Source organism: Glycomyces albidus (assembly GCF_009451885.1).
In the GTDB taxonomy this organism is placed as follows: Bacteria; Actinomycetota; Actinomycetes; order Mycobacteriales; family Micromonosporaceae; genus Glycomyces; species Glycomyces albidus.
Genome location: NZ_WIAO01000004.1, coordinates 247,410 through 268,608, shown reverse-complemented (window position 1 = coordinate 268,608; position 21,199 = coordinate 247,410). Strand labels below are relative to the sequence as shown.

General features: G+C 72.8%; 18 protein-coding genes. 13 read left to right on the top strand and 5 right to left on the bottom strand.

Annotated features, from left to right (window positions below; all coding sequences use genetic code 11):
* Nucleotides 1–743: 743 nt before the first annotated feature.
* Both GFD30_RS05865 and GFD30_RS05860 read left to right on the top strand, forming a co-directional pair.
* Complete coding sequence (locus GFD30_RS05865) at nt 744–1,175, top strand: DUF6069 family protein (protein ID WP_153024261.1); 432 nt, start codon at nt 744–746, stop codon at nt 1,173–1,175.
* Nucleotides 1,176–1,276: 101 nt separating this feature from the next.
* Nucleotides 1,277–4,123, top strand: a complete 2,847-nt coding sequence (locus GFD30_RS05860) for a hypothetical protein (RefSeq protein ID WP_153024260.1) — start codon at nt 1,277–1,279, stop codon at nt 4,121–4,123.
* A 42-nt stretch (nt 4,124–4,165) separates the two neighbouring features.
* Here the strand turns inward: GFD30_RS05860 and GFD30_RS05855 are convergent, their stop codons facing one another.
* The 3 genes from GFD30_RS05855 to GFD30_RS05845 all read right to left on the bottom strand — a co-directional run bounded on the left by GFD30_RS05855 (nt 4,166) and on the right by GFD30_RS05845 (nt 6,719).
* Nucleotides 4,166–5,077, bottom strand: coding sequence for a glycoside hydrolase family 19 protein (locus tag GFD30_RS05855; protein ID WP_153024259.1), 912 nt, complete (start codon nt 5,075–5,077; stop codon nt 4,166–4,168).
* Nucleotides 5,078–5,176: 99 nt separating this feature from the next.
* A complete protein-coding gene (locus tag GFD30_RS05850) occupies nt 5,177–5,860 on the bottom strand; it encodes a YqjF family protein (protein ID WP_153024285.1) in 684 nt (227 codons plus the stop codon).
* Nucleotides 5,861–5,963: 103 nt separating this feature from the next.
* The gene (locus GFD30_RS05845) at nt 5,964–6,719 is read right to left on the bottom strand and encodes a VOC family protein (RefSeq protein WP_153024258.1); all 756 of its coding nucleotides are present in this window, start codon (nt 6,717–6,719) and stop codon (nt 5,964–5,966) included.
* A 139-nt stretch (nt 6,720–6,858) separates the two neighbouring features.
* Between GFD30_RS05845 and GFD30_RS05840 the strand changes: the two genes are divergently transcribed.
* Both GFD30_RS05840 and GFD30_RS05835 read left to right on the top strand, forming a co-directional pair.
* Nucleotides 6,859–7,467: a hypothetical protein gene (locus tag GFD30_RS05840; RefSeq protein WP_153024257.1), complete on the top strand. Its 609-nt coding sequence runs from the start codon at nt 6,859–6,861 to the stop codon at nt 7,465–7,467.
* The gene (locus tag GFD30_RS05835) at nt 7,464–8,576 is read left to right on the top strand and encodes a PrsW family intramembrane metalloprotease (RefSeq protein WP_153024256.1); all 1,113 of its coding nucleotides are present in this window, start codon (nt 7,464–7,466) and stop codon (nt 8,574–8,576) included. Before GFD30_RS05840 ends, GFD30_RS05835 begins: the two co-directional genes overlap by 4 nt.
* Before the next feature lie 227 nt (nt 8,577–8,803).
* On the opposite strand, the gene GFD30_RS05830 is transcribed toward GFD30_RS05835, so the two are convergent.
* Complete coding sequence (locus GFD30_RS05830) at nt 8,804–9,304, bottom strand: hypothetical protein (RefSeq protein WP_153024255.1); 501 nt, start codon at nt 9,302–9,304, stop codon at nt 8,804–8,806.
* A 266-nt stretch (nt 9,305–9,570) separates the two neighbouring features.
* Between GFD30_RS05830 and GFD30_RS05825 the strand changes: the two genes are divergently transcribed.
* The 8 genes from GFD30_RS05825 (at nt 9,571) to GFD30_RS05790 (ending at nt 19,092) form a co-directional block, all read left to right on the top strand.
* Nucleotides 9,571–10,287, top strand: a complete 717-nt coding sequence (locus tag GFD30_RS05825) for a YqeB family protein (protein ID WP_194201860.1) — start codon at nt 9,571–9,573, stop codon at nt 10,285–10,287.
* 92 nt (nt 10,288–10,379) lie between these two features.
* Complete coding sequence (locus GFD30_RS05820) at nt 10,380–10,997, top strand: LysE family translocator (RefSeq protein WP_153024254.1); 618 nt, start codon at nt 10,380–10,382, stop codon at nt 10,995–10,997.
* A gap of 211 nt (nt 10,998–11,208) precedes the next feature.
* Nucleotides 11,209–12,021: a class I SAM-dependent methyltransferase gene (locus tag GFD30_RS05815; protein WP_153024253.1), complete on the top strand. Its 813-nt coding sequence runs from the start codon at nt 11,209–11,211 to the stop codon at nt 12,019–12,021.
* A 107-nt stretch (nt 12,022–12,128) separates the two neighbouring features.
* On the top strand, nt 12,129–12,707 hold the full coding sequence (locus GFD30_RS05810) for an RBBP9/YdeN family alpha/beta hydrolase (protein WP_153024252.1): 579 nt from the start codon (nt 12,129–12,131) through the stop codon (nt 12,705–12,707).
* A 95-nt stretch (nt 12,708–12,802) separates the two neighbouring features.
* Entirely contained in the window at nt 12,803–13,705 is a 903-nt protein-coding gene (locus GFD30_RS05805) for a hypothetical protein (RefSeq protein ID WP_153024251.1), read from the top strand.
* Nucleotides 13,706–13,833: 128 nt separating this feature from the next.
* Complete coding sequence (fxlM, locus tag GFD30_RS05800) at nt 13,834–15,072, top strand: methyltransferase, FxLD system (protein WP_153024250.1); 1,239 nt, start codon at nt 13,834–13,836, stop codon at nt 15,070–15,072.
* Nucleotides 15,073–15,304: 232 nt separating this feature from the next.
* Nucleotides 15,305–17,179, top strand: coding sequence for a CASTOR/POLLUX-related putative ion channel (locus GFD30_RS05795; protein WP_153024249.1), 1,875 nt, complete (start codon nt 15,305–15,307; stop codon nt 17,177–17,179).
* A 140-nt stretch (nt 17,180–17,319) separates the two neighbouring features.
* Nucleotides 17,320–19,092, top strand: coding sequence for an ABC transporter ATP-binding protein (locus tag GFD30_RS05790; protein ID WP_153024248.1), 1,773 nt, complete (start codon nt 17,320–17,322; stop codon nt 19,090–19,092).
* Nucleotides 19,093–19,466: 374 nt separating this feature from the next.
* Here GFD30_RS05790 and GFD30_RS05785 read toward each other — a convergent pair whose 3' ends face one another.
* A complete protein-coding gene (locus GFD30_RS05785) occupies nt 19,467–20,444 on the bottom strand; it encodes an aldo/keto reductase (protein ID WP_322632982.1) in 978 nt (325 codons plus the stop codon).
* Nucleotides 20,445–20,534: 90 nt separating this feature from the next.
* On the opposite strand from GFD30_RS05785, the gene GFD30_RS05780 reads away from it, so the two are divergent.
* Entirely contained in the window at nt 20,535–21,095 is a 561-nt protein-coding gene (locus tag GFD30_RS05780) for a TetR/AcrR family transcriptional regulator (protein ID WP_153024246.1), read from the top strand.
* Nucleotides 21,096–21,199: the final 104 nt, after the last annotated feature.

Sequence of the window (21,199 nt, the reverse complement as noted above, 5' to 3'; positions counted from 1 at the left end):
GGATCCGACCGCTTGCGTCGGGGGCCCTGCCTCGAAGTCAGTGTGGTCTACCGGCCGGCCAGAGGCTTGTCTCAGTCTGCTTGCACCGCCCTGCACCTGCACCGAACTCCCTGTCCCTGTGCGTACCTCAAGTATCGCACCCCTGTGCGACACCGTCATCACCCACACGCCACACGCGCACAGAACACTCACATTCGAGCACCAGTCGCCAAGCGGCCCAAGCGATATGGCCAGAACCCGAGCCCGGGGCGAGCGCAACCGGCCCCGGCCCGAGCCTCGAACACCCGCCCAGCCGACACTCCCTCGTCGCCCGCTCTGACCCCGACCCGGATGCACCCGCAGCACGCCCCCGAACCTGCGCCATGCACCGGCTTTCGTCGCCGCCGCCCTGACCCCAGCCCGCGCGAACCGGCAACACGCCCCCGAGCCCCGCACAGGACTCCCGCCCCCTTCGTCGCTGCCGCCCTGACCGCAACCCGCGCAGGCTCTCAGCTCACAACCAGGCCTCAAACCGACTCCCGCTCTTCGGTGCTGCCGCGGGGTGGCGTCCGAGGTCGGTGAAGGGAGGGTCGTGGGTCGCGTATCGGGCGCTCAAGTGGCCAAGGGTGCAACACGACCGGCCCGGACCCGACCCGAGCTGGGACGATCGGACATGAAGCGAGGACGCTCGCGGATTGGCGTCGGGCGCGGCCGGAACTACCGTCGACGGTGTTCCCCCGATTCGAGACAGTTGGAGACACCCCGTGACCGAGACCGACACCGCCGTCAACCCCAAGGCCGCCCCCGTCTGGCGCGCCCGGCTCATCGCCCTCGCGGCCGCCGCCGTCGCGACCGGCCTCACCGCCGTGATCGCCGCGGCGGCCGGCGTCGAGATGCGCGCCGCCAACCCCGGACAGGACCCGATCGAGGTCGGCTTCGCCGCCGGGGCCCTGATGACCCTCCTCGCGGGCGGGCTCGGCTGGATCGCCCGCGCGCTCCTCGACCGGTTCGCACCCCGAAAGGCCGTGCTGCTGTGGCTCATCGGCGCCGCCGTCGTGTTCGCGGTCGAGATGGTCCCGCCGTTCTACACCGAGGCCACCACCGGCACGCGGATCGTCCTGATCCTCATGCACGTCGTCGTCGCCGCGATCCTCGTGCCCGTCTTCGCCAGGCCCCGCCGGCCCGCCGAGGCGTGAGGCGCCGCGCCCGGGCCGCACCGGCCCGGGCGCGCCGACGGTGTGGACCGCTTGTGGCACACTGCCAGACACCCCGTCCCCTGCCGCAATGGAACGCCCTCATGCCGGACACCTCGCAGCTGCGCGACACCTTCGACCGCATCACCGCCGAACCCCCGGGCGAGGCCAGGACCGTCGCGCTCGAGGCGCTCCTGGAAGCCGTCGACGCCGCCGGCGAGCAGCCGCTGCTCAACGAGGTCCTCGCCGCGATCCTCGCCTCCTACCGGTGGTCCGAGGACTCCCTGCGGCACCTGACGGCGTTCGCGCGGCTGTTCCGCAACCTCCAGACCGCCCCCGAGTGGTTCGACGAGCCCATCCTCAACACCGTCTACTGGTGGATGCACAACAACGTCGAGCGGATGCTCGAGCGCCCCGACGTCCCCCTCGCGTCGATCGAGGAGTTCATCGACCGGATGCACGGCTTCTACGCCGAGGCCGGCCGCCCGCTCTACCCCGTCCACCTGGGCGAGCTCGTGCTCGCCGTCCACCTCGGCGACGACGCGCGCACCGCCCGGGCCCTCGCCGTCCTCGACGCGACCGAACCGGACTACACCGACGACTGCGAGCCGTGCGTCCGCCACTCCCTCGGCGCTATATGCGCGAACGCCGGCGACCACGACGGGGCCTTCGCCCTCTGGGAGCCGATCCTGCGCGGCGACATGACCTGCCCGAACCAGCCGCACGCGACCCTCGCCGCGTCCCTGCTCCCGCTGGTGCGCCTCGGCGAGCTCGAGCAGGCCCGCGCGAACCACCTGCACGGCTGGCGCCTCATCGACGGCAAGGACCAGATGGTCCTCCCGTTCGCCGACCACGTGCGCTTCTGCGCCCTCACCGGCAACGAGGCCCGCGCGGTCGAGCTCCTCTCCTCCCGGCCGCACCTGTTCACCGCCGCCCTCGACCCGATGTTCCGCCTCCGGCTCCTCGAATCCGTGCAGCTCACCTGCGCCGCCCTCGCCGCCCGCGGCCACGGCGACGCCGTCCTGCCCGGGCCCGACGGCGCACCCGCGCCCGCCGGCGCCCTCCACGACCGGGTCGACGCCGAGCGGCGCGAGATCGGCGCGCGCTTCGACCTCCGCAACGGCAACGACGTCCAGTCGCGCCGCTCCGCCGACCGCGTCCGGTTCACCGGCGCCCACCCGCACCTGCCCCTCGGCATCCGGACCGCCGCCGCCCGGCCGCCGGCCCCCCGGCCCTCCGGGTCGACCGCCGCGGACCTGGAACGGCTCCTCGCCGACGCCCGCGCCGCCTCGGACGCCTTCGCCGCCGACCGCCTCGAGCACTGGCGCCGCGTCGGCGACCTGGCCGACCGGCTCGGCACCGCACTCGAACCCGCCGACGAGGCCGCAGTGCTCGTCCAGCGCCTCAACGACGCCACCGACCCCGATGCGAGCCGCGACCTCGCGGAGCGGGCCGCCGCCCTCCTCCGCAAGGCCGGCCACGAGGGCAAAGCGCTCTCGCTCGACGCCTCCACCCTCGCCACCCGCCACCCCGACGACCCCGAGGCCCTTCGGGCCGAGGCCGAGCGCCTCCTCGACGACGCCGAGCGGCTCGCCGCCGACGACCCGGTCCACTCCCTGCGGACCCGCACCGCCGCCTGGTCCGCCCTCGCCCAGGCCGCCCGGCCGCTCGGCGGCGAACCGGACCCGCGCCTGCGCGAAGCGATCCGCGGCCTCGACGCCGAACTCGCCGCCAGGCCCGGTGAACGCGGCCTCACCGAGGCCCGCGCCCGCCTCTGCATGGTGGCGGCGATGCTCGCGGCGTCGGAGGAGGAGGGCCGCGCCGCGGTCCGCTCGGGCTACGAACTCGCCCGCGCCGCAGGCCACCCGCACGAGATGGTCGTCCTCGCGATCTACCACGCCGCCGCGCTCCGCCGCGAGGGCCGCTTCGAGGAGGCGCTCGAGACCGCCGAGGACGCCATCGCCGTCATCCCCGCGGCAACCCCGGACCGGACGGCCGCCGCGCTCCACTTCACGGCCGCCGAGACCGCGGTCAACCTGGGGCGCTGGCCCCGCGCCGAGCGGTACGCGGTCAAGGCCGCCCACCTCGACGACCGCTGCGGGTCGATTGTCACCGCGACCGCGGCCCGGCACCTGGCCGGGTTCGCGATGGCGATGCAGGAGCGCGACGGCGCGGCCGTCCCGCTCCTCGAAGCGGTCCTCGAGGAGCTCGCGGACGCGCCCGAGGGCGAGCAGTGGCGGGCCGTCGACGCCCGCACGCTGCTCGCCGACGCCTGCGAGCGGCTCGGCGACGTGGAGCAGGCCGCCGAGCACGCCCTGGAGGCGCTGCGGCTCATGGACACCGGCGTCGCCCACCCGGACGCGGCCCGGTACGCGCGGACGGCGCACCGGGCCGGGGAACTGCTCGACCGGATGTGGGCCGAGGAGGACGCGGTCCTCGCCTTCCGCCGCGCCGAGAACGCCTGGCGCGAGCTGGGGTCGCTGCCGATGGCCGCCCGCTCGATCCGCGCCGGGCTGCGGGTCGACGCGGAGTCCGGCGACGCCGACGAGGAGGCCGCGGCCGCCGCGTTCGCGGCACTCGAGGAGGAGCTGCGCGCGGACTGGCGCGGCGAGGAGGGCCCGCCGTCCTACCGGGACGCGTGCCGCCTCGAACTCGCCGAGACGCTGCTCCAGCACTTCGACCGCGTCCCCTTCGACCACGCCCCCTTCGACCGCGTCGGCGACGGCGCGGACGGGCGGGAGCTGCTCCGCGAAGCGCTCGCGGTGTTCGCCGAGGGCCCGTTCGACGACCGCGAGGTCCCGGCCGTCCTGCGGCTGATGCGCCTGCTCGGCGAGGCGGGCGACGCCGGCGGCGCCGCCGCGGCGGCCGCGCGGGTCCTCGACCGGCTGGACCCCGTCGAGCACGCCGACCACCGGAAGCTCATCGAGGACGCCCTGGCCGAGAACGCGTGAGCGGGCCGGCCGGACGGCTCCGGCCGGCCCGCGTCCTCATCCTCAGCAGTAGAGATTGGACCCCGGCGCGACGCCCAGGATCGACGTGAACGACTGGTAGTTGTTGACGCGGCTCTGGACCTGGGCGGGGTTGCCGCCGTTGCACTCGATCGAGCCGTTGATGGACCGGATGGACTCGCCGAAGCCGGCGCCGGTGGTCAAGGCGGTGTGCCCGGACATGCTGCCGGGGCCGCTCTGGGTGTTCCAGTACCACAGGGCGGTCTGCCATGCGACCGTGGCGTTCTGCTCGACCAGCCACGGGTTGGACAGCAGCGGCAGGCCGAGGGCGCTGCCCGCGGCGTTGTAGTTGAAGTTCCAGCTCAACTGGATCGGCCCGCGGCCGTAGTAGGCGGCCTGGCCGGCCGGGCAGCCGTATGACTGGCTCCAGTCGCAGTAGTGCGGGTAGTTGGCGGTGTTCTGCTCGACGATGTGGACGAGGCCGCCGGTCTCGTGCGCGACGTTGGCGAGGAACGCGGCGACCTCCTGGCGGCGCACGGTCTCGCCGCCGGTGGTGCCGAAGGCCGGGTACGACGCGGTCGCGTTGACGAAGCCCTGGTAGGTGTAGAACGGGTTCCGGTGGGGGAACATCTGGTTGAACTGCGCCTCGGAGACGACCAGGCCCGAGGGGTCGGGGTCGCCGGGGCCGCTGCCGCCGCCGCACGCGACGGGGTTGCGCCAGACGCCCCACTGGCCGGTGGTGCCGGGCGTCTCGCCCTGGGTCCACCACTGGGCGGTCCAGTTCTGGCCGTTGTGGGAGACGACGTGGCCCTGGGTGTAGACGGAGCCGGCGTTCCACGGTGCGGCGCAGGCGGTCTGGGCGCTCGCGGTGGACGCCGAGATCCCGGTGACCAGGGCGAGCGCGAAGACGAACGAGCCGAGTAGTGCCAGGAGTCTGCGGCGGGGTCGACGGAGCATTCGATCACCTCATATCATCAAGAAACCTTCCTTATAGATAAATGTAACTTTTCCCATGGAACGGCACAAGAGCCGGTAAACGGTGTCTGCCGGAAATTCCTACGCGCCGACGAAGCGGGGCCGCCCGAACCGCGCCCGCACGCCCGGGGAGTACAACACGCTCACCGGCGCCTCCCCGATCGTCGCGAGCCCCGCGCTCGCGACCAGGTTCTCGTCGCATTCGAGGAGTTCGGCCCGGTGCAGCGGCCACCGCGGATGCGCGTTCGGCAGGTACAGCAGCCGGCCCGCGACCGCGGTGTGGAGCCCCCACCGCGCGGTCAGGAAGTGCTCCAGGCCCGTCGGGTCGGCGATCCGCTCGCCCTTGCGGACGACGATGCGGCTGCGGGCGCCGCGCGGGCCGGGCCAGCGGCGCCCGCTCGCGTACGCGACGGTGCGCGCATCGGCGCGGACGCTCATGTTCGACCACACGTAGGGGATCCGGGGCCCGAGGCGCGCGGCCAGGACCGGCAGCAGCCGCGACGCGTCGAGCGACAGGAAGACCACCCCGCGCCGGCCCTCGCGGTCGACCGAGTACAGGCGGACGTTCGTCTCGGGGAAGCTCCCGAAGTACGGGATGCCGGGGAGTTCGAAGGGCGCGACGCCGTGCATCCGGAACGGCACCAGCCCCACGTACGCGGCGCCCTCGTACGTGTCCGGCACGGTGCCGCGCGGCAGCAGCGCGGCCACGTCCTGCGGGTCGACCTCCCAGTGGAGGAAGACGAGCTCCAGCCACGACTGGGTCATGAGCGGTCGGCGGATCGGCCGAGGAGGGTCGGCCGTGACGGGTTCTGGCTGGTGCGCGGTCACGCGTCCAGCATCGCAGGCGCCGCCCGGCCGCGCCGGCCGATCAGTCCAGGACCGCGCCGGCGTCGGGGTCGCGGGTGGTGATGCAGTACGTCAGGCCCGCCGGGTCGCGCATGACCTGCCACCCGTGGTGCCGGCGGACCGCGGTCGCGCCGAGGGCGACGTGGCGCTCGGTCTCCGCGTCGACGTCCGAGCAGGCCAGGTCGATGTGCGCGGTCGTGGACTGGCCGCGCTCGGCCACGTCCAGACGCTGCAGCAGGAACCGGAGCGGCAGTTCCGCCGGGGAGAGCAGGCGGCGGAACTCCACGGACCGGGTGCTCGCCTGCGGCCAGCCGGTGAGGCTCAGCCAGAACATGAGCTCGGGCTCGAACGCCTGCGGCGGGATGTCGACGCACACCTGGTCGGCGCGGCTGCGGTGGCCGCCGGGCCACGGCTCGGGCGCGGGCACCTTGACCTCGCCCTGGTGGCGGACCAGGCAGAACACGAAACCGCCGGGGGAGCGCAGGACCGCCAGGCCCGGCTCGGCCGCCACCACCGCCGCGCCGAGCACCTGCGCGCGTTCGGCTTCGGCCTCCACGTCGTCGACGTGCAGGTCGAGATGGTTGCCGCCCTTGCCTTCCCGCACGCGCTGCACCCGCAGGCACGGGTCGCCGGCGGGCGGCACCAGGGTCGCGAACTCGCCCTCCGGGCCGCGCCGCGGCGAGAGGGTCGAGCCGGTCGCCTTGAGCCAGAAGGCGGTGCCGTCCTCGAAGCCGTCGGCGGGGAAGTCCCAGAACGCGGTGGTCCATCGAATCGCCATGTCCCGAGACTAATACGGATAGCGACGTTCTTTCGGGTTCTCTCGCGTTCGGGTCCCTCGCGGTCCGCCTCCCGGGACGCCCGTCCGGCCGCGCCGCCGTTCCCGCGCCCGTTCCACAGGGACCGATTAGGTTGTGCAGGTGGACGATTTCAGGAGCGCGGGGAACGCGGTCCACGGCGCGCGGCGGATCTGGGTGCCGCTGGTCGTGGTGGGAGTGCTGTTCGCGCTGACGGCCGTGGAAGGGCTCGCCGCCAAGGCGCTTCCGGACGGCGAGGCGCTCGCCGCGGGGACTGTGATCGAGTTCGGGTCCGCGCGGCAGGTCGCCGTCCAGGTCGGTGAGGGCTGGACGCTCGACGAGTCGGCCAGCGACCTCCGCTCGAGGCTGGTGCTCGTCCGAGACGACGTGGTCATGCAGCTCAGCGTCATCGTGTTCAGCGCCGGCCGGCCCGACGGGGTCCGCGAGATCTGGGACGGCATGGCGCAGACGATGAAGATCGAGGAGTACCGGGGCACCGAGGTGGCGCTGGGCGAGCCCGCCGCGTTCGACACGAAGTGGACCTCCGGCGGCCTCCAAGGGAGCCTCCAGGTCGAGACCCGCGTCGGCGCCGTGTACGTGCTCCCCGCCGAGGACGGCGCGCAGGCGGTCGAGGCGACGGTCCTCGGCCCCCTCCGCCCCGACCCGGCAGTGTGGGACGCCGCCATCGCGGTCGTCGACTCCGTCGCCTTCGCCGGCGAGGAGGGCGCGTGAGCGGCGCCCCGCCCGCCGCGGCGCCCCGCGTCCGGGCCATGGACGTCAGGTCCCTCGCGTTCTGGGGCGTCATCGCCATGTCGGCCTTCGGGCTGTGGACGCTCCAGCGCAACGCGGTCCCGGCGGCGCTCGCGTTCCCGCCGAGCACGGCGCTCAACCTGGCCGTGCTCCTGTCCTGCCTCGCGGTCGGCGTGTGGCTGGCGCGGCGGGTGCTGCGGCCGGTGCAGGCGCCGCCCTGGTCCGGGACGTGGCTGGCGCTCATGTGGGGCGGCCTGGCCGCGTGCGGCATGGCGATCCTCATGAACGGCCGGCTCCTGTCGTTCTGGTCGAAGGCGCTCGGGCTCGAGGCGTCCGGCGCCTGGTCGGCCGCACTGACCGCGCCGCTGAACGAGGAGGCCGCGAAGGCCGCGGGGGTGGTGATGCTCGCGGCGGTGTCGACGCGGCTGGTGCGCAGCGCCGCGGACGGGCTCGTCTACGGCGCGCTGGTCGGCCTCGGATTCCAGATCGTGGAGAACTTCACGTACGGGTTCAACGGGATCGTGATGGCGGGCGGGGTGGAGCCGTTCGCGGCGACGTTCCAGACGCTGTGGGCGCGGATCGTGCTGACCGGGGTCGGCTCGCACTGGGCGATGAGCGCGGTCGCGGGCGCCGGCATCGGGTACCTGGTGAGCGCGTCGGGGCGGTCGGCGGCGCGGCGGGTGCGGGTCGCGTTGGGCTGCTTCGTCCTCGCGATGGCGATGCACTTCCTGTTCGACAGTCCGCTGCCCGGCGGGACTGCGGGGACGCTGGTGAAGCCGCTCGTGAACTTCGCGGCGGCCATCGCGGTCTACGCCGTGGTGCGGCGAGGCTTCCGGGCCCGGTGGGCGGCGGTGTCGCACGAGGAGACCGCGGCCGGGAGCCTCACCGCGGACGAGGCCCGGAGCCTGTCGCGCCGCGGCGCGCGCCACCGTCGCCTGCGCGGGTTCCGGTCCGGCCCCGAGCGCGAGGCGCAGGCCCGGTTGCAGCGGCTCCAGTTGGCGCTCATCGAGGAGCGGATCCCCGAGCGGCTCCCGGCCGAGGCCGCCGAGCCTTGGAGGAAGGCGGTGGCGGCGGCCCGGCCGGCGGGCTGAGTCGCGGGCGGCCGCTGGTCGGGCGGGTCTCGGCGCGTCTGCGCGAATCGGGCGCCCGGAGCGCCCCCGGTTCGATGGTGCCTCAGGGGACCGACGGTCCGGTCCGCGACTAGCGCCGGATCGGGCGCGTCTCGGAGCGTCTGTGCAAATCGGACACCTGGGGACCCCCACTGAAATCCTGCCAGGCGCATGTGACGGTTCTTGTTGCAGCGCAATGCGAGTGAGCCTCAGTTGAAGCTGAAGGCGGCGCGGTCGAGCTGGACCGAGCGCGGGCACAGGAACGAGCCCTGGACCTTCTTGCCCCGGTACGGCCCGCCGCGGTACTCACGGGAGGCGCCGTCGCGGTGGAAGACGACCCTGGTCGCCTCGTAGCCGCAGGTGAAGCCGTGCTTGACGCCGACGATCCGGAGCACGTCGGCGGTCGCGGTGCCCTTCGCGTCGTCGAAGGCGAACCGGGTGTCGCGTCCGAGGCGGAAGTCGATGCTGCCGGAGCAGTCGAACGACACGTCGCCGGACTCGATGCGCACCGGCGAGGGCGGCGCCGCGCCGACCGGTACGTCCAGCGCCGTGCAGGTGCCCTTGTTCTCGGCGAGCGTGATGTCGACGGTGTGCCCGGCCTCGGCGGCCGCGTCCGGGACCGCGGCGGCCAGCAGGAGTACGGCGGCGGCCGCGACGACCGGGAAGCGGACCGGCATCGGGAAGCGGTACTGCGGCGAGCGGAGTCGCAAGGGGATCGGCCTTTCTCGTGCGCGGCGCGCGTTCCGCGCACCGGAGATCGAACGGATCGTAGCCGCGGCATGTCCGCTTCCGGATGGTTTCAGGTGAAACCCGACGTGCTCGGGTCATACCGGAGTAGGGCCCGCCGCGACTTCGGTATCGCGCCGCGTTCTCCTTCCCCTACTTGAGAACTACTCCTTCGGGATAGAGTTTTCGCAGGTGGGAAGGCATGTTATAGGCTGGGTCCGTTCGCACTCAACGGAAAGGCGGCCGCCCGATGCCCACCGAGAACACCCACGGACACGCCGGGGCCGCCGATGCCACGGTCGTCGCCGACGCGCCCTGGACCGTCCCGGCCGTGTACACGGTCCTCCCGGTCCTCGGAGCGGCGCTGGGGTGGGGGCTGACGCGGATCGCCGAATGGGTCACCGGGCTCTCGTGGTTCCCGTTCCAGGGCCTGTTTGAGCTGTTCCTGCGCCTCCCGGACGCCGTGGAGCTCATCGCCGGCATCGCGCTCGGCACCGCCGTCGGGCTGTTCTTCGCCGTGTGGATCGCCAACGAGATGCTCACGGTCACCGTCGGGCGCGATGCGATCCGGCTCAAGCGCGGCGACTTCGAGCAGGAGGTCGCGCGCGCCGACGTCGCATCCGTGTTCGTGGAGGACAAGCTCCTCGTCGTCCTCGGCCACCGCCGCCAGGAGCTCGCGCAGGTCCACTTCGACCTCGACCGCGACCGGCTCGCCGAGGCGCTGCGCCGCCACGGGTACGGCCGGCTGTCGGACGGCGACCCGTACGGCGATCGGTTCAAACGCTGGGTGCCCGGCGCGGACGGCCTGCCGCGCGGCGCCGACGCCCTCCTCAAGGCCCGCGGCCACGCCCTGGAGAAGTCCGACGAGAGCGACCTGCGGGAGCTGCGCGAGGAGCTCGCCGGACTCGACGTGGTCGTGCGCGACAGGGACAAGAAGCAGTACTGGCGCCTCGCGGACCCCGCCTGACCGCCCGGAACCCGGTACCGGCCCCGGTCGATCGCCGGATGCGCCCGGGCCCCCATGGTGCGACGATCGAGTCCACCGGAAGGGGACTCCACATGACCATGCCGCTGATCTTCGGACTGGCGATCCTCCTGGCCGCCGCCGTCCCCGGCCCCGACTTCGCGATGGTCGTGCGCAACACCGTCCTGTCGGGCCGCGGGAGCGGCATGTGGACGGCGGTCGGAATCGGCCTCGGCATCGTCGTCTGGATCGTCGCCACCTCGATCGGGCTCGCCGCGCTCCTCGCGGCCTCTGCCGTCGCGTTCACCGCCGTCAAGCTCGCCGGCGCGGCCTACCTCGTCTACCTCGGCGTCCGCTCGATCATCACCGCGGTCAAGGAGCGGCGCAGGCCCGCCGCGGACATCGAACTGGACCGCGCGATGAGCCGCTGGGCCGCCTTCCGCTCCGGCCTCCTGTGCAACCTCCTGAACCCCAAGGCCGTCGTGCTGTTCACCGCCCTCATGCCGCAGTTCATCGGCAATGGCGAGGACTGGCCCGTGATCGCCGAGCTCGCCGCCGTCGGCATGGCCGTGTGCGCCGGGTTCTACCTGCTGCTGGCCAACCTGATCGGACTCCTGCGCACGGTCCTGGAGCGGCCGCGGGTGCGCGCCTGGATCAACGGCGCCACCGGCGCCGTCATGGTCGCGCTGGGCCTTCGCGTGGCCGCGAACTGACGGCGGCTTCCGTTGCACGCCATGGCCCGACCGACTCCCGGGGGAGCCGCGCGACAGCGCCCCGGAGCGATGCGGTGAGATAGCACAGCGGCGGCCAGCCGACCGGACCTTGCGCGCTTGCGGGAGTGCGCGGAACCGGCAGACCGGCCGCCGTTCCCGTGCGCGGGTTAACGAGTGGCGCAGGCGTTCTCACGCCGGGAGAATCGGGCCCATGAACGAATGGGAGCTCGAGTCCGAGATCGCGGCCTACTACGAGCGGGGCGGCGAACGCGAGCGGTTGCGGCACGACGCGCGCGGCCGCCTGGAGTTCGCTCGCATGCAGGACCTGCTGCGGCGCCTGCTGCCCGGTGACGGACTCGACGTCCTCGACGTCGGCGGCGCGACCGGCGCGCACTCCTCCTGGCTCGCCGCCGACGGCCACAAGGTGACCCTCGTCGACCCGGTCGCGAGCCAGGTCGCCGTCGCCGCCGAGATCCCCGGCGTCACCGCGCTGGTCGGCGACGCCCGCGAACTCCCGTTCGGAGGCGCCGAGTTCGACGCGGTCCTGCTCATGGGCCCGCTCTACCACCTGCTCGACCGGGCGCACCGGGTCCGCGCGATCGCGGAGGCGCGGCGCGTCGCGCGCGCCGGCGGCCTGGTGGCCGCGGTGACGATCAACCGGACCGCCGGCTGGAGCGACTGGCTGCTGTGGCACGCCCACGGCATCGCGCACTCGATCAGCGCGGAGGAGAGCCTGCGGGTCCTCCGGGAGGGCACGCTGCGCTACTTCGACCAGGACATCTTCACGACCGCGTACCTCTCCCACCCCGGCGAGGTCGCCGCCGAGTTCGCCGACGCCGGGTTCGACGGGCCCGTCCAGTACGCGGTGCAGGGCTTCCCCGGGTTCATCCCGGACCTGGAGGCCCTCATCGACGACGACGCGGTCCGCGCGCACCTCATGGAGGGCCTGCGGGTCATCGAGCGCGAACCGTCGCTCCTGGGCGCCAGCAACCACGTCCTGACGGTCGCGACCGTCCCCGGATAGCCGCGCCGCGGCCGGGGAGCCCGCCGGGCCCCGGCCGCGCATCCTGCCGCGCTCTCCCGTGGGACGGTTCACGCGTCCGAAACCGACTGCCGCTAGTCTCCGCAACCATGTGGACCCGAAGCTTTCTCATCCTCCACGGCGTGGAGAACCGGCGGCCCGCCGGACACTGGCAGCACGACCTCGCCCTCGACCTGCGCGCCGCCGGTGAGCAGGTGTTCTACCCGCAGCTCCCGGACCCCGACCGGCCCTCTCTCGCGGCCTGGACCGAAGCGGTCCTCGCCGAGCTGGCCCTCATGCGCGGCGAGAAGGTCGTGGTCTGCCACAGCCTCGCCTCCACCGCCTGGCTGCACGTCGCGGCCGCGGCGCCGGCCGCCGCGGACCGCGTGCTGCTGGTGAGCCCGCCCGGGCCCGCCGCGTTCGACTGGGACGCCATCGCCGGCTTCGACCCCGCCGGCCTCGACCTCGGGAGCCTGAAACTCGCCGCCGAGACCCCGCGCCTGGCCTGCTCCGACGACGACCCGTACTGCGTCGAGGGCGCCGCCGACGTCTACGGCCGCCCGCTCGGATGCGACGTCGACATCGTCCCCGGCGCCGGCCACATCTCGCTCGACGACGGCTACGGGCCCTGGCCCTCGGCCCTCGCCTGGTGCCTCGATCCGGCTGAACGGTTGGCGCCCAACCGCTGACACGCGGCGCTCCGTGTTCTGAACGGCTTCCCAAGTCGGTGCGACGGTGCCAGACTGGACGGGTCCGAGGGACGCGAGTGCCGCAGGGAGGCGCCATGCGATGGGTCCGGATCGGCGTCATCGGCGCGTTCCTGCTGGCCGCAGTGACCGCCGCGCTCACCGGCAGCGTCGCCGGACGCGACGAACCCGCGGCCACGCCCCACGCTGCCCCGACCCCCTCGGTCCCGATGCCCTCGGCCCCGCCCGACCTGAGCGCGACCGCCGAGATCCGGCGGTCCTTCATGGCGCCCGGCGTCGTCGCGATCGCCGTGACCAACCACGGCGACGCCCCGGTCCGCGTCGTCGGCGTCGAACTCGTCACGGAGTCCTTCGCGCCCATGGGCGTCCAGGAGTTCGACGCCCACGTGCCGCCCAGCGTGAACCCCCGGGACCTCCTCACCGTCTACGGAGCGGCCCGGTGCCCCGACGGCGTCGACTCGACCGCGCAGCCCGCCTCGGTCGTCCTCGACGTCGAGACCGAGGACGGCGCGGCGCACCAGGTCGTCGCCGAACTGTCGTACCCCAACGGCACGCTTGACCGGCTGCTCCGCGAAGCCTGCGCCGCCGAGGCGATCGCCGCCTCGACCGCGATCGACCTCGGCGCGCTCACCGAAGCGCCCGACGGCACCTTGGAAGGGGGACTGACACTGCGGCCGCTGGAAGGCGCCGCGATCGGTGCGACCGACGTCCGCGGAAGCGTCCTGTTCACCGTCGAATCACCGCCGTTGGCGACCGGCCCGCTCGCAGGCGCCGCCGGCGAGCCCCTCGTGGTCCCGCTCGCCTTCGACGCCTTCCGCTGCGAAGGCCACGCCGTAGGCGACGCCAAGCAGCCCTTCGGCTTCACCGTCTGGCTCACCATCGACGGCGGCGACCCGATGCCCACGCCGATCCCGGTCCCCGACGCGCAGCGCGACGCCCTCTGGGCCATGCTCGAGGCGCGCTGCGGCCACACCGACTGACCCGGCCCCGTGGGCCCGATTTGCGGCCGACGCTCCCGGGCGCTCCCGAATCGCCTCCTGGCGTGGCGGGCGTCTCCGCCGCGGAAGTGGAGGAGGCGATCGAGGCACATCGGACGTACGCTTGACTTGTGGGTGATCACACCGATACCTCCGGTAACGAAGCGCAACGACTGCGAACCCGCCTCGTCGGCGGCCTGCGCTCCATCGGTGTGCTCCGGAGCCAAGCGGTCGAGAACGCCATGCTCACCGTCCCGCGCCACCGCTTCCTCCCCGAAGCGTCGCTCCGCGCCGCCTACGCCGACGACGTCTACGTCACCAAGCGCGACAGCACCGGCGAGGCCGTCAGCTCCGCCTCCCAGCCCGCCATCGTCGCCGAGATGCTCGAGCAGCTCGACGTGCGCCCCGGCCACCGGGTCCTCGAGATCGGCGCCGGCACCGGCTACAACGCCGCCCTCCTCGACGCCCTCGCCGGCCCCGAAGGCGCCGTCACCACCGTCGACATCGACGCCGACACCGTGGGCCGCGCCCGCAGCGCCCTCGACGACGTCGGCTGCGACCGCGTGGCGGCCGTGCGCGGCGACGGCGAACTCGGCTGGCCCGACGGCGCCCCCTACGACCGCATCATCGCCACCGTCGGCACCTGGGACCTCCCCCCGGCCTGGTGGGACCAGCTCGCCGACGGCGGCCGCCTCGTCGCCCCGCTGAGCATCCGCGGCTGCGAGCACTCCGTCGCGTTCGACCACACCGGCGGCGTCATGCGCAGCCGCTCCATCGTGAGCTGCGGCTTCATGCCCATGCGCGGCCTCGGCAGCCACGAGGGCGCCGCCGTCGAACTCTCCAGCGGCCGCATCCTCACCTTCCACGTGGACAGCGAAGTCGACGCCGCCGGCGCCGAGGGCGCGCTCGACGGCCGCGGCTCCACCGTCTGGACCTCCGTGCGGCTCAAGGTGAACGAAGACGCCAGCCAGCTCTCGCTCTGGCTCGCCTGCGCCTTCCCCGGCTACGGGCGCATGAGCGCCCCCTTCGGCGACCACGGCGCCCAGCGCCTCCTCATGCGCTGGGCCAACCCGGCCGTCGTCGAAGGCGGCGACTTCGCCTACGTCGTGTGCCGAAAGGTCCCCGGCGGCAACGAGATCGGCGTCCGCGGCCACGGCCCCGACGGCGCCGCGCTGGCCGCCCGCGTCGCCGACCAGGTGAGCCTGTGGGACCGCGAGTGCCGCGACGGCGTGAGCCTCCAGATCACCGCCTACCGCGCCGGCGGCCGGGCCGAGGAGCCCGAGGAGGTCGCCGACGCGCGCTTCGTCGTCCCGAAGCGCCACACCCGCTTGGCGATCCGGGTCGCGCCCGTGTCCGAGGCCCTCGGATAGCGGCCCGCCCGTACCGGCCCCGCGGGCCGTTCTAAGGTGGTGGTTCGGTCTCCGCCGGCCTGCGCTCCCCTCCGCCACGCTCCGGGTGACCCCGAGTAGCGAATTCGCTTCAACCGGTCGCAGTGGACGCAATGCGCTAATAATGGTCGGCGCCCCGAGGACCTCCCGGCCCCACTCGCCTCCGCCCCGAGTCGGTCGGACGACACATGCAATATGAGAAAGGACGCCCCCGATGTCCGATCCGACATTCAAGCAGCGGGCTCGCTATTGGTTCGACAACACCATGTCGAAGGGCACGAAAGCGCTCATCGGATGGCTCACCGTCATCACGCTCGCACTCACCGCCATCGGCGCCCTCTTCCTGCTGATCGTGGGCGAGGGCGACGGCGTCAGCGGTACATTGTGGACTTCGTTCATCCACATCCTGGACGCGGGCACCATCACCGGCGACGCCGAAGTCGGCTATCCGTTCATGGTGATCATGTTCATCACCACGATCGGCGGCCTGGTGATCCTGTCGTCACTCGTCGGTGTGCTCACCACCGGTCTCGACGCGAAACTCGAAGACCTCCGAAAAGGCCGCTCCCTCGTCGTCGAAAAGGATCACACCGTCATTCTCGGATGGTCCGATCAGGTCTTCATCATCATCTCGGAACTGGTGGAGGCCAACGAGAGCGAGAAGCGCGCGGTCATCGCGATCCTCGCCGACCGCGACAAGGTCGAGATGGAGGACGAGATCCGCGCGAAGCTCCCCGACCTCAAGACCACGCATGTGGTGTGCCGCACCGGCGACCCCGCCGACCCCGACGACATCGCGATCGTCAATCCCGGCCAGGCCAAGAGCATCATCCTGCTCACCTCCGCCGAGGACGACCCCGACGCGCAGCTCGTGCGCAGCCTCCTCGCCGTCACCCACGGCGGCCAGGGCGACCTGAAGTGCCACGTCGTCGGCGCGGTCGCCGAGAGCCGGAACCTCCCCGCGGCGCGCCTGGCCGGCGGCCGCGCCGCGCACGTCGTGGACGCGAACGACCTCATGGCCCGCCTCATGGTCCAGACCTGCCGCCAGTCGGGCCTCTCCGTGGTCTACACCGACCTGCTCGACTTCGGCGGCGACGAGATCTACATGGTCGAGGAGCCGAACCTGTTCGGCCGCCCGCTGAGCCAGGCCCTGCACTCGTACCGGACCTCCTCGTTCATCGGCGTCCTCACCAAGGACGGCCGCTGCATCGTCAACCCGCCTTCGAACGCCCCGCTCCAGCCCGGCGACAAGCTCATCCTCATCGCCTCCGACGACTCGGCGATCCGGCTCGACGGCTCGCGCCCGGTCATCGACGAGTCCGCGATCGTCGCCCGCGCCGAGGCGGGGAACCGGCCCGAGCGCACGCTCATCCTCGGCTGGAACGCCAAGACGCGGATGGTCCTGGAGCAGCTCGACCAGTACGTGGCCCCCGGCTCGGTCACCGACGTCGTCACCGACCACCCCGAAGCGGCGGAGGCGATCCGCAAGATCGGCCCGACGATGCGCGTCCAGGGCCTGAACTTCAAGCAGGACGACACCACCGACCGGGTCCTGCTCGAATCGCTCAACCCCGGCTCGTACAACCACATCATCGCGCTGTGCTCGGACGACGTCCCGCCGCAGCTCGCGGACTCGAAGACGCTGGTGACACTGCTCCACCTGCGCGACATGTCGCAGCGCTCGGGGAAGCGCTTCAAGGTCGTCTCGGAGATGGCCGACGACCGCAACCGGACGCTCGCGCAGGTCACGCAGGCCGACGACTTCATCGTCAGCGACAAGCTCATCAGCCTGCTGCTGACGCAGACCGCCGAGAACCCGCACCTGTCGCACGTGTTCGCGAACCTGTTCAGCCCGGACGGCTCGGAGATCTACCTCAAGCCCGCCGACCACTACGTGCGCCCCGGAGTGCCGGTCAACTTCTACACCGTCGCCGAGTCGGCGCGCCGGCGCGGGGAGACCGCGATCGGCTACCGCGTCGTCGCCGAGGCGCAGCGGGCCCCCAGCTACGGCGTCCACTTGAACCCGGACAAGGCGGTGCAGATCATGCTCAATCCGGGGGACAAGGTCATCGTGCTCGCCGAGGACTGAGGGTCTTACGACCTTCGGAGGAGGCCGAATTACTTCCCCGAGCGGATGGCGGTGTCGGTCGCCCCGGGTAGCTTCGATGAGGTCCGCGGCACCCGGCGGACGCAGCACCGACGACGCTGCACCTATTGAAGGAATCCAGGATGACCGACACCACCCCAGCGGCTCCGGCCGCCGAAGCCGAGGCCCCCGCGAGGGCGCCGATCACTCGATTGTGGGCGTACGCCCGCCGGCACCTCCGCCTGCTCGCCATCGGCGGGGCCCTCTCGTTCGCGGGGGGCCTCGTCGGCCTCGTCCAGCCGCTCATCGCGATGGACGTGATCGACACCCTCGCCGCGAACGAGTCCCTCACCCGGCCGCTGCTCTACCTCGCGGCCGTGGTCGTCGTCGGCGGCGCCCTGAGCGCCCTCGGCCCCTACCTCATGCAGATCGCCGGCCAGGACGTCGTCCTGACCGTCCGCAAGGACCTCATCGGCCGCCTCGTGCGCCTCCAGGTGGCCGAGGTCGACCGGCTCAAGCCCGGCGACCTCGTCTCCCGCCTGACCTCCGACACGAACCTCCTGCGCACCGTCGCGAGCACCACCGTCATCGGCGGCGTCACCGACACCTTCATGATCCTCGGCGGCATCGGCCTCATGGCCTGGCTCGACCCGGTCCTGTTCGGCACCACCATGGCCATGGTCGTGATGGTGACGGTCATGATGCTGTTCATCATGCCGCGCATCCAGAACGCCACGGTCGACTCGCAGAAGGCCCTGGGCGACATGGGATCGCTCCTGGAGCGGATCTTCAGCGCGTTCCGCACCGTCAAGGCCTCGGGCGCGGAGGACCACGAGATCGCCCGCCTCGAGGCGGCGGCGACCACCGCCCGCGACAAGGGCGTCAAGGCGTCGCTGTGGGAGGCGCTCGCGGGCGTCGCCGCCTTCATGCCGGTCAACATCGCGTTCCTGCTGGTCCTCGGCGTCGGCGGCGCGCGCGTCGCCTCCGGGGCCATGGAGGTCGGCACCCTCATCGGCTTCCTGCTGCTGCTGTTCTACCTGATGGGGCCCATCAGCGGCCTGGTCGCCTCGCTCTCGCAGCTCCAGACCGGCCTCGCCGCGATCCACCGGGTCGAAGAGGTCGCGAGCCTCGACTCCGAAGCGGCCCAGAGCGAACCGCGCACCACCCGTTCGGGCGGACCGGCGCAGGTCGCGTTCGAGGACGTGACGTTCCGGTACGCCGACGACCTCCCGTTCGTGCACCACGGCGTGAGCTTCGCGTCGAGCGGACGCGGCCTGACCGCGCTCGTCGGGCCCTCGGGCGCGGGCAAGACCACCGTGTTCTCGCTGATCGAGCGGTTCTATCCGGTCACGACCGGGCGGGTCACCGTCGACGGCGTCGACGTGCGCGACTGGCCGCTGGAAGACCTCCGCGGCATCATCGGCTACGTCGAGCAGGACGCGCCGGTCCTCGACGGCACCCTCCGCGAGAACCTCGTGATGGCCGCCCAGGACGCCTCGGAGGCCGAGATCGAGGACGTCGTGAAGACGGCCCGGCTCACCGAGCTGGTCGAGAAGCTCCCCGAGGGCCTCGACTCGCGCATCGGCTACCGCGGGACCACCCTCTCGGGCGGTGAGCGCCAGCGCGTCGCGATCGCGCGGGCGCTGCTGCGCAAGCCGCGCCTGCTGCTCTTGGACGAGGCGACCTCGCAGCTCGACGCCGCGAACGAGGCGTCCCTGAAGCAGGTGATGCTCGACGCGGCCGAGCGCACCAACGTCCTGGTGGTGGCCCACCGGCTGTCGACCGTGACGAGCGCCGACCAGATCGTCGTGTTCGACACCGGCGTGGTCCGCGCGGTCGGCACGCACGCCGAGCTGGTGGAGAAGGACGAGCTGTACCGCGACCTGGCCGCTTCGCAGCTGCTCACGGCCGCTTAGGATGATCGGCGAAGGGTGCCCCGCGACAGGTCGCGGGGCACCGTTCTCGTCGTCCGCGAACAGGTGACGGGGCCGTCACCGCATATTTGCAGGCTTCGATCCTTGACGTTCGGCGGCGGCTGTATCAAGATGTCTTAGAAAGCGGTTCCTATCGCTTTCGAAGGCTGGACAGAGCGGTTCTCGGCTGTGGTGGCGTCGGTTGAGCGCCCGATCGCAGAAACCGGTTCCCGGATCACCGGAGCGGTAACGAGGACCGCCGCGTTCGGCCGGGGGCCGCTGCTCCGGTGACCGGACGGATGGTCGCGGTGGTGCATGCCGGGGTGGCCGCCACCGCCGGAGCGGCGGCCCCGCTCCGCGACGCGCCGCGGCGCCGTTCACCGGGTGCGGCGGGCGACCGCGAGCGAGCGCTGAGCGAGCGCGGCCGCTTCGCGCTCGCTCAGCCGCAGGTCGCCCGCGGCGGCGAGTTCGGCGGCCTGTTCGGGGCGGGAGGCCCCCGGAATCGCGACGACGGTGTCGCCGTAGCGGGTCAGGAGCCAGGCGAGCGCGACCTGTCCTCGGGTGGCCCCGTGGGCGGCGGCGACGGCGGCGAGCTCGTCGATGAGCGGCCGGGTCCGCTCGAGGGCCTTCGCGGTGAACCCGCCGAGGATCCTGCGGATCGGCAGCACCCGGGCGAGGCGCTCGGGCTCGTCGTGGAACTTGCCGGTGAGCAGGCCCGACCGCAAGGGAGAGAAGGCGATGAGGGTGACGCCGAGGTCGCGGGCCGCGGCGAGGACGCCGTCCCGTTCGGCGTTCCGGTGCAGCAGGCTCATCTGGATCTGGTTGGAGGCCAGGGAGAGTCCCTCGGCTTCGAGGACGGCGGCGGCGCGGCGCATCTGGGCCGCGCTGAAGTTCGAGACGCCGACGGCGCCGACCTTCCCGTCGAGTTGGAGCCGGGCCATGGCCTTGACCTGCGCACCGATGGGGGAGAGGCTGCCCCACGGCATGTGGATCTGGTGGAGGTCGACCGGGTGGCCCTGGAGGGCGTCGAGCCGGTCGCCGATGGTCGCGCCGATGCTGCGGGCGGTCCGCATGAGCGGCGGCCACTTGGTGGCGATGGCGACCTCGCCGGGCTTCACGCCGAGTTCGCGGAGGGCCGTCGTGAGCGCCCGCTCGGAGTGGCCGCCGCCGTACATCTCCGCGGTGTCGAACCAGTTGACGCCGCCGTCGAGCGCGGTGCGGACGATCGCGGTGGCGGCGTCCTGCGCGGTGGCGCCGTAGAAGCGCGCGCCGGCGCCGGTGTTGCTGAACTGCATGCAGCCGAGGCCGATCGCGGTGAGTTCGCGGTCGGTGCGGCCGAGTCGGCGAGTGAGCACGGACTTCTCCCGTCGTGAGGGCGGCGGCGCCGCTTTGAGACAAGCATGTCTCATCATGATACATATATGTCTCTCACGTAGGCTCCTGCCATGACCCGACGTCCCGACCCGGACCGGACGGCCGAGCGCCTCATCGACGCGGCCGCCCGCGTCTTCACCGAGCGCGGACCCGCCGCGGGCATGGCCGAGGTCGCCGCCGCCGCCGGAGTCGGCCGCGCGACCCTCTACCGCTACTTCCCGAGCCGCGACGCGCTCCTCCAGGGCCTGGTCGAAGCCGCCGCCGCGGAGGTCGAGCGGCGGGTCGCCGACGCCGACGTCGCATCGGTCGACGTGCGCGAGGGCCTCGCCCGGATCTGCCGCGGGTACATGGCCGCCGGCGCGCGCTTCGCGTTCCTCGCCCGCCTCGATGACGAGCCGCACAAGGACCCCGACCTCGACCGCCGCCTGCGCGAACCCGTCCGCGCGCTGCTCGAACGCGGCGTCGCCGAAGGCGAGCTCCGCGGCGACCTCGGCGTCGACACCCTCTTCGCGATGTTCACCGCCCTCGTCTCCCAGGCGCTCCGGCAGCTCGCCGGCGGCGGCCTCGGCCCCGAGCGGGCCGCCGCGGCGGTCGTCTCGCTCTTCCTCGACGGCGCGTCGGCCCGCGGATAGCCCCTCGGGCACCGCCGCGCCGTACGGTGAAGCGGCCATTTCAATCAGGCTTCAAGCGCCGTTCAACTACGGTCCGGCGCGAATACGGCCGCGCGGGGTTGGCT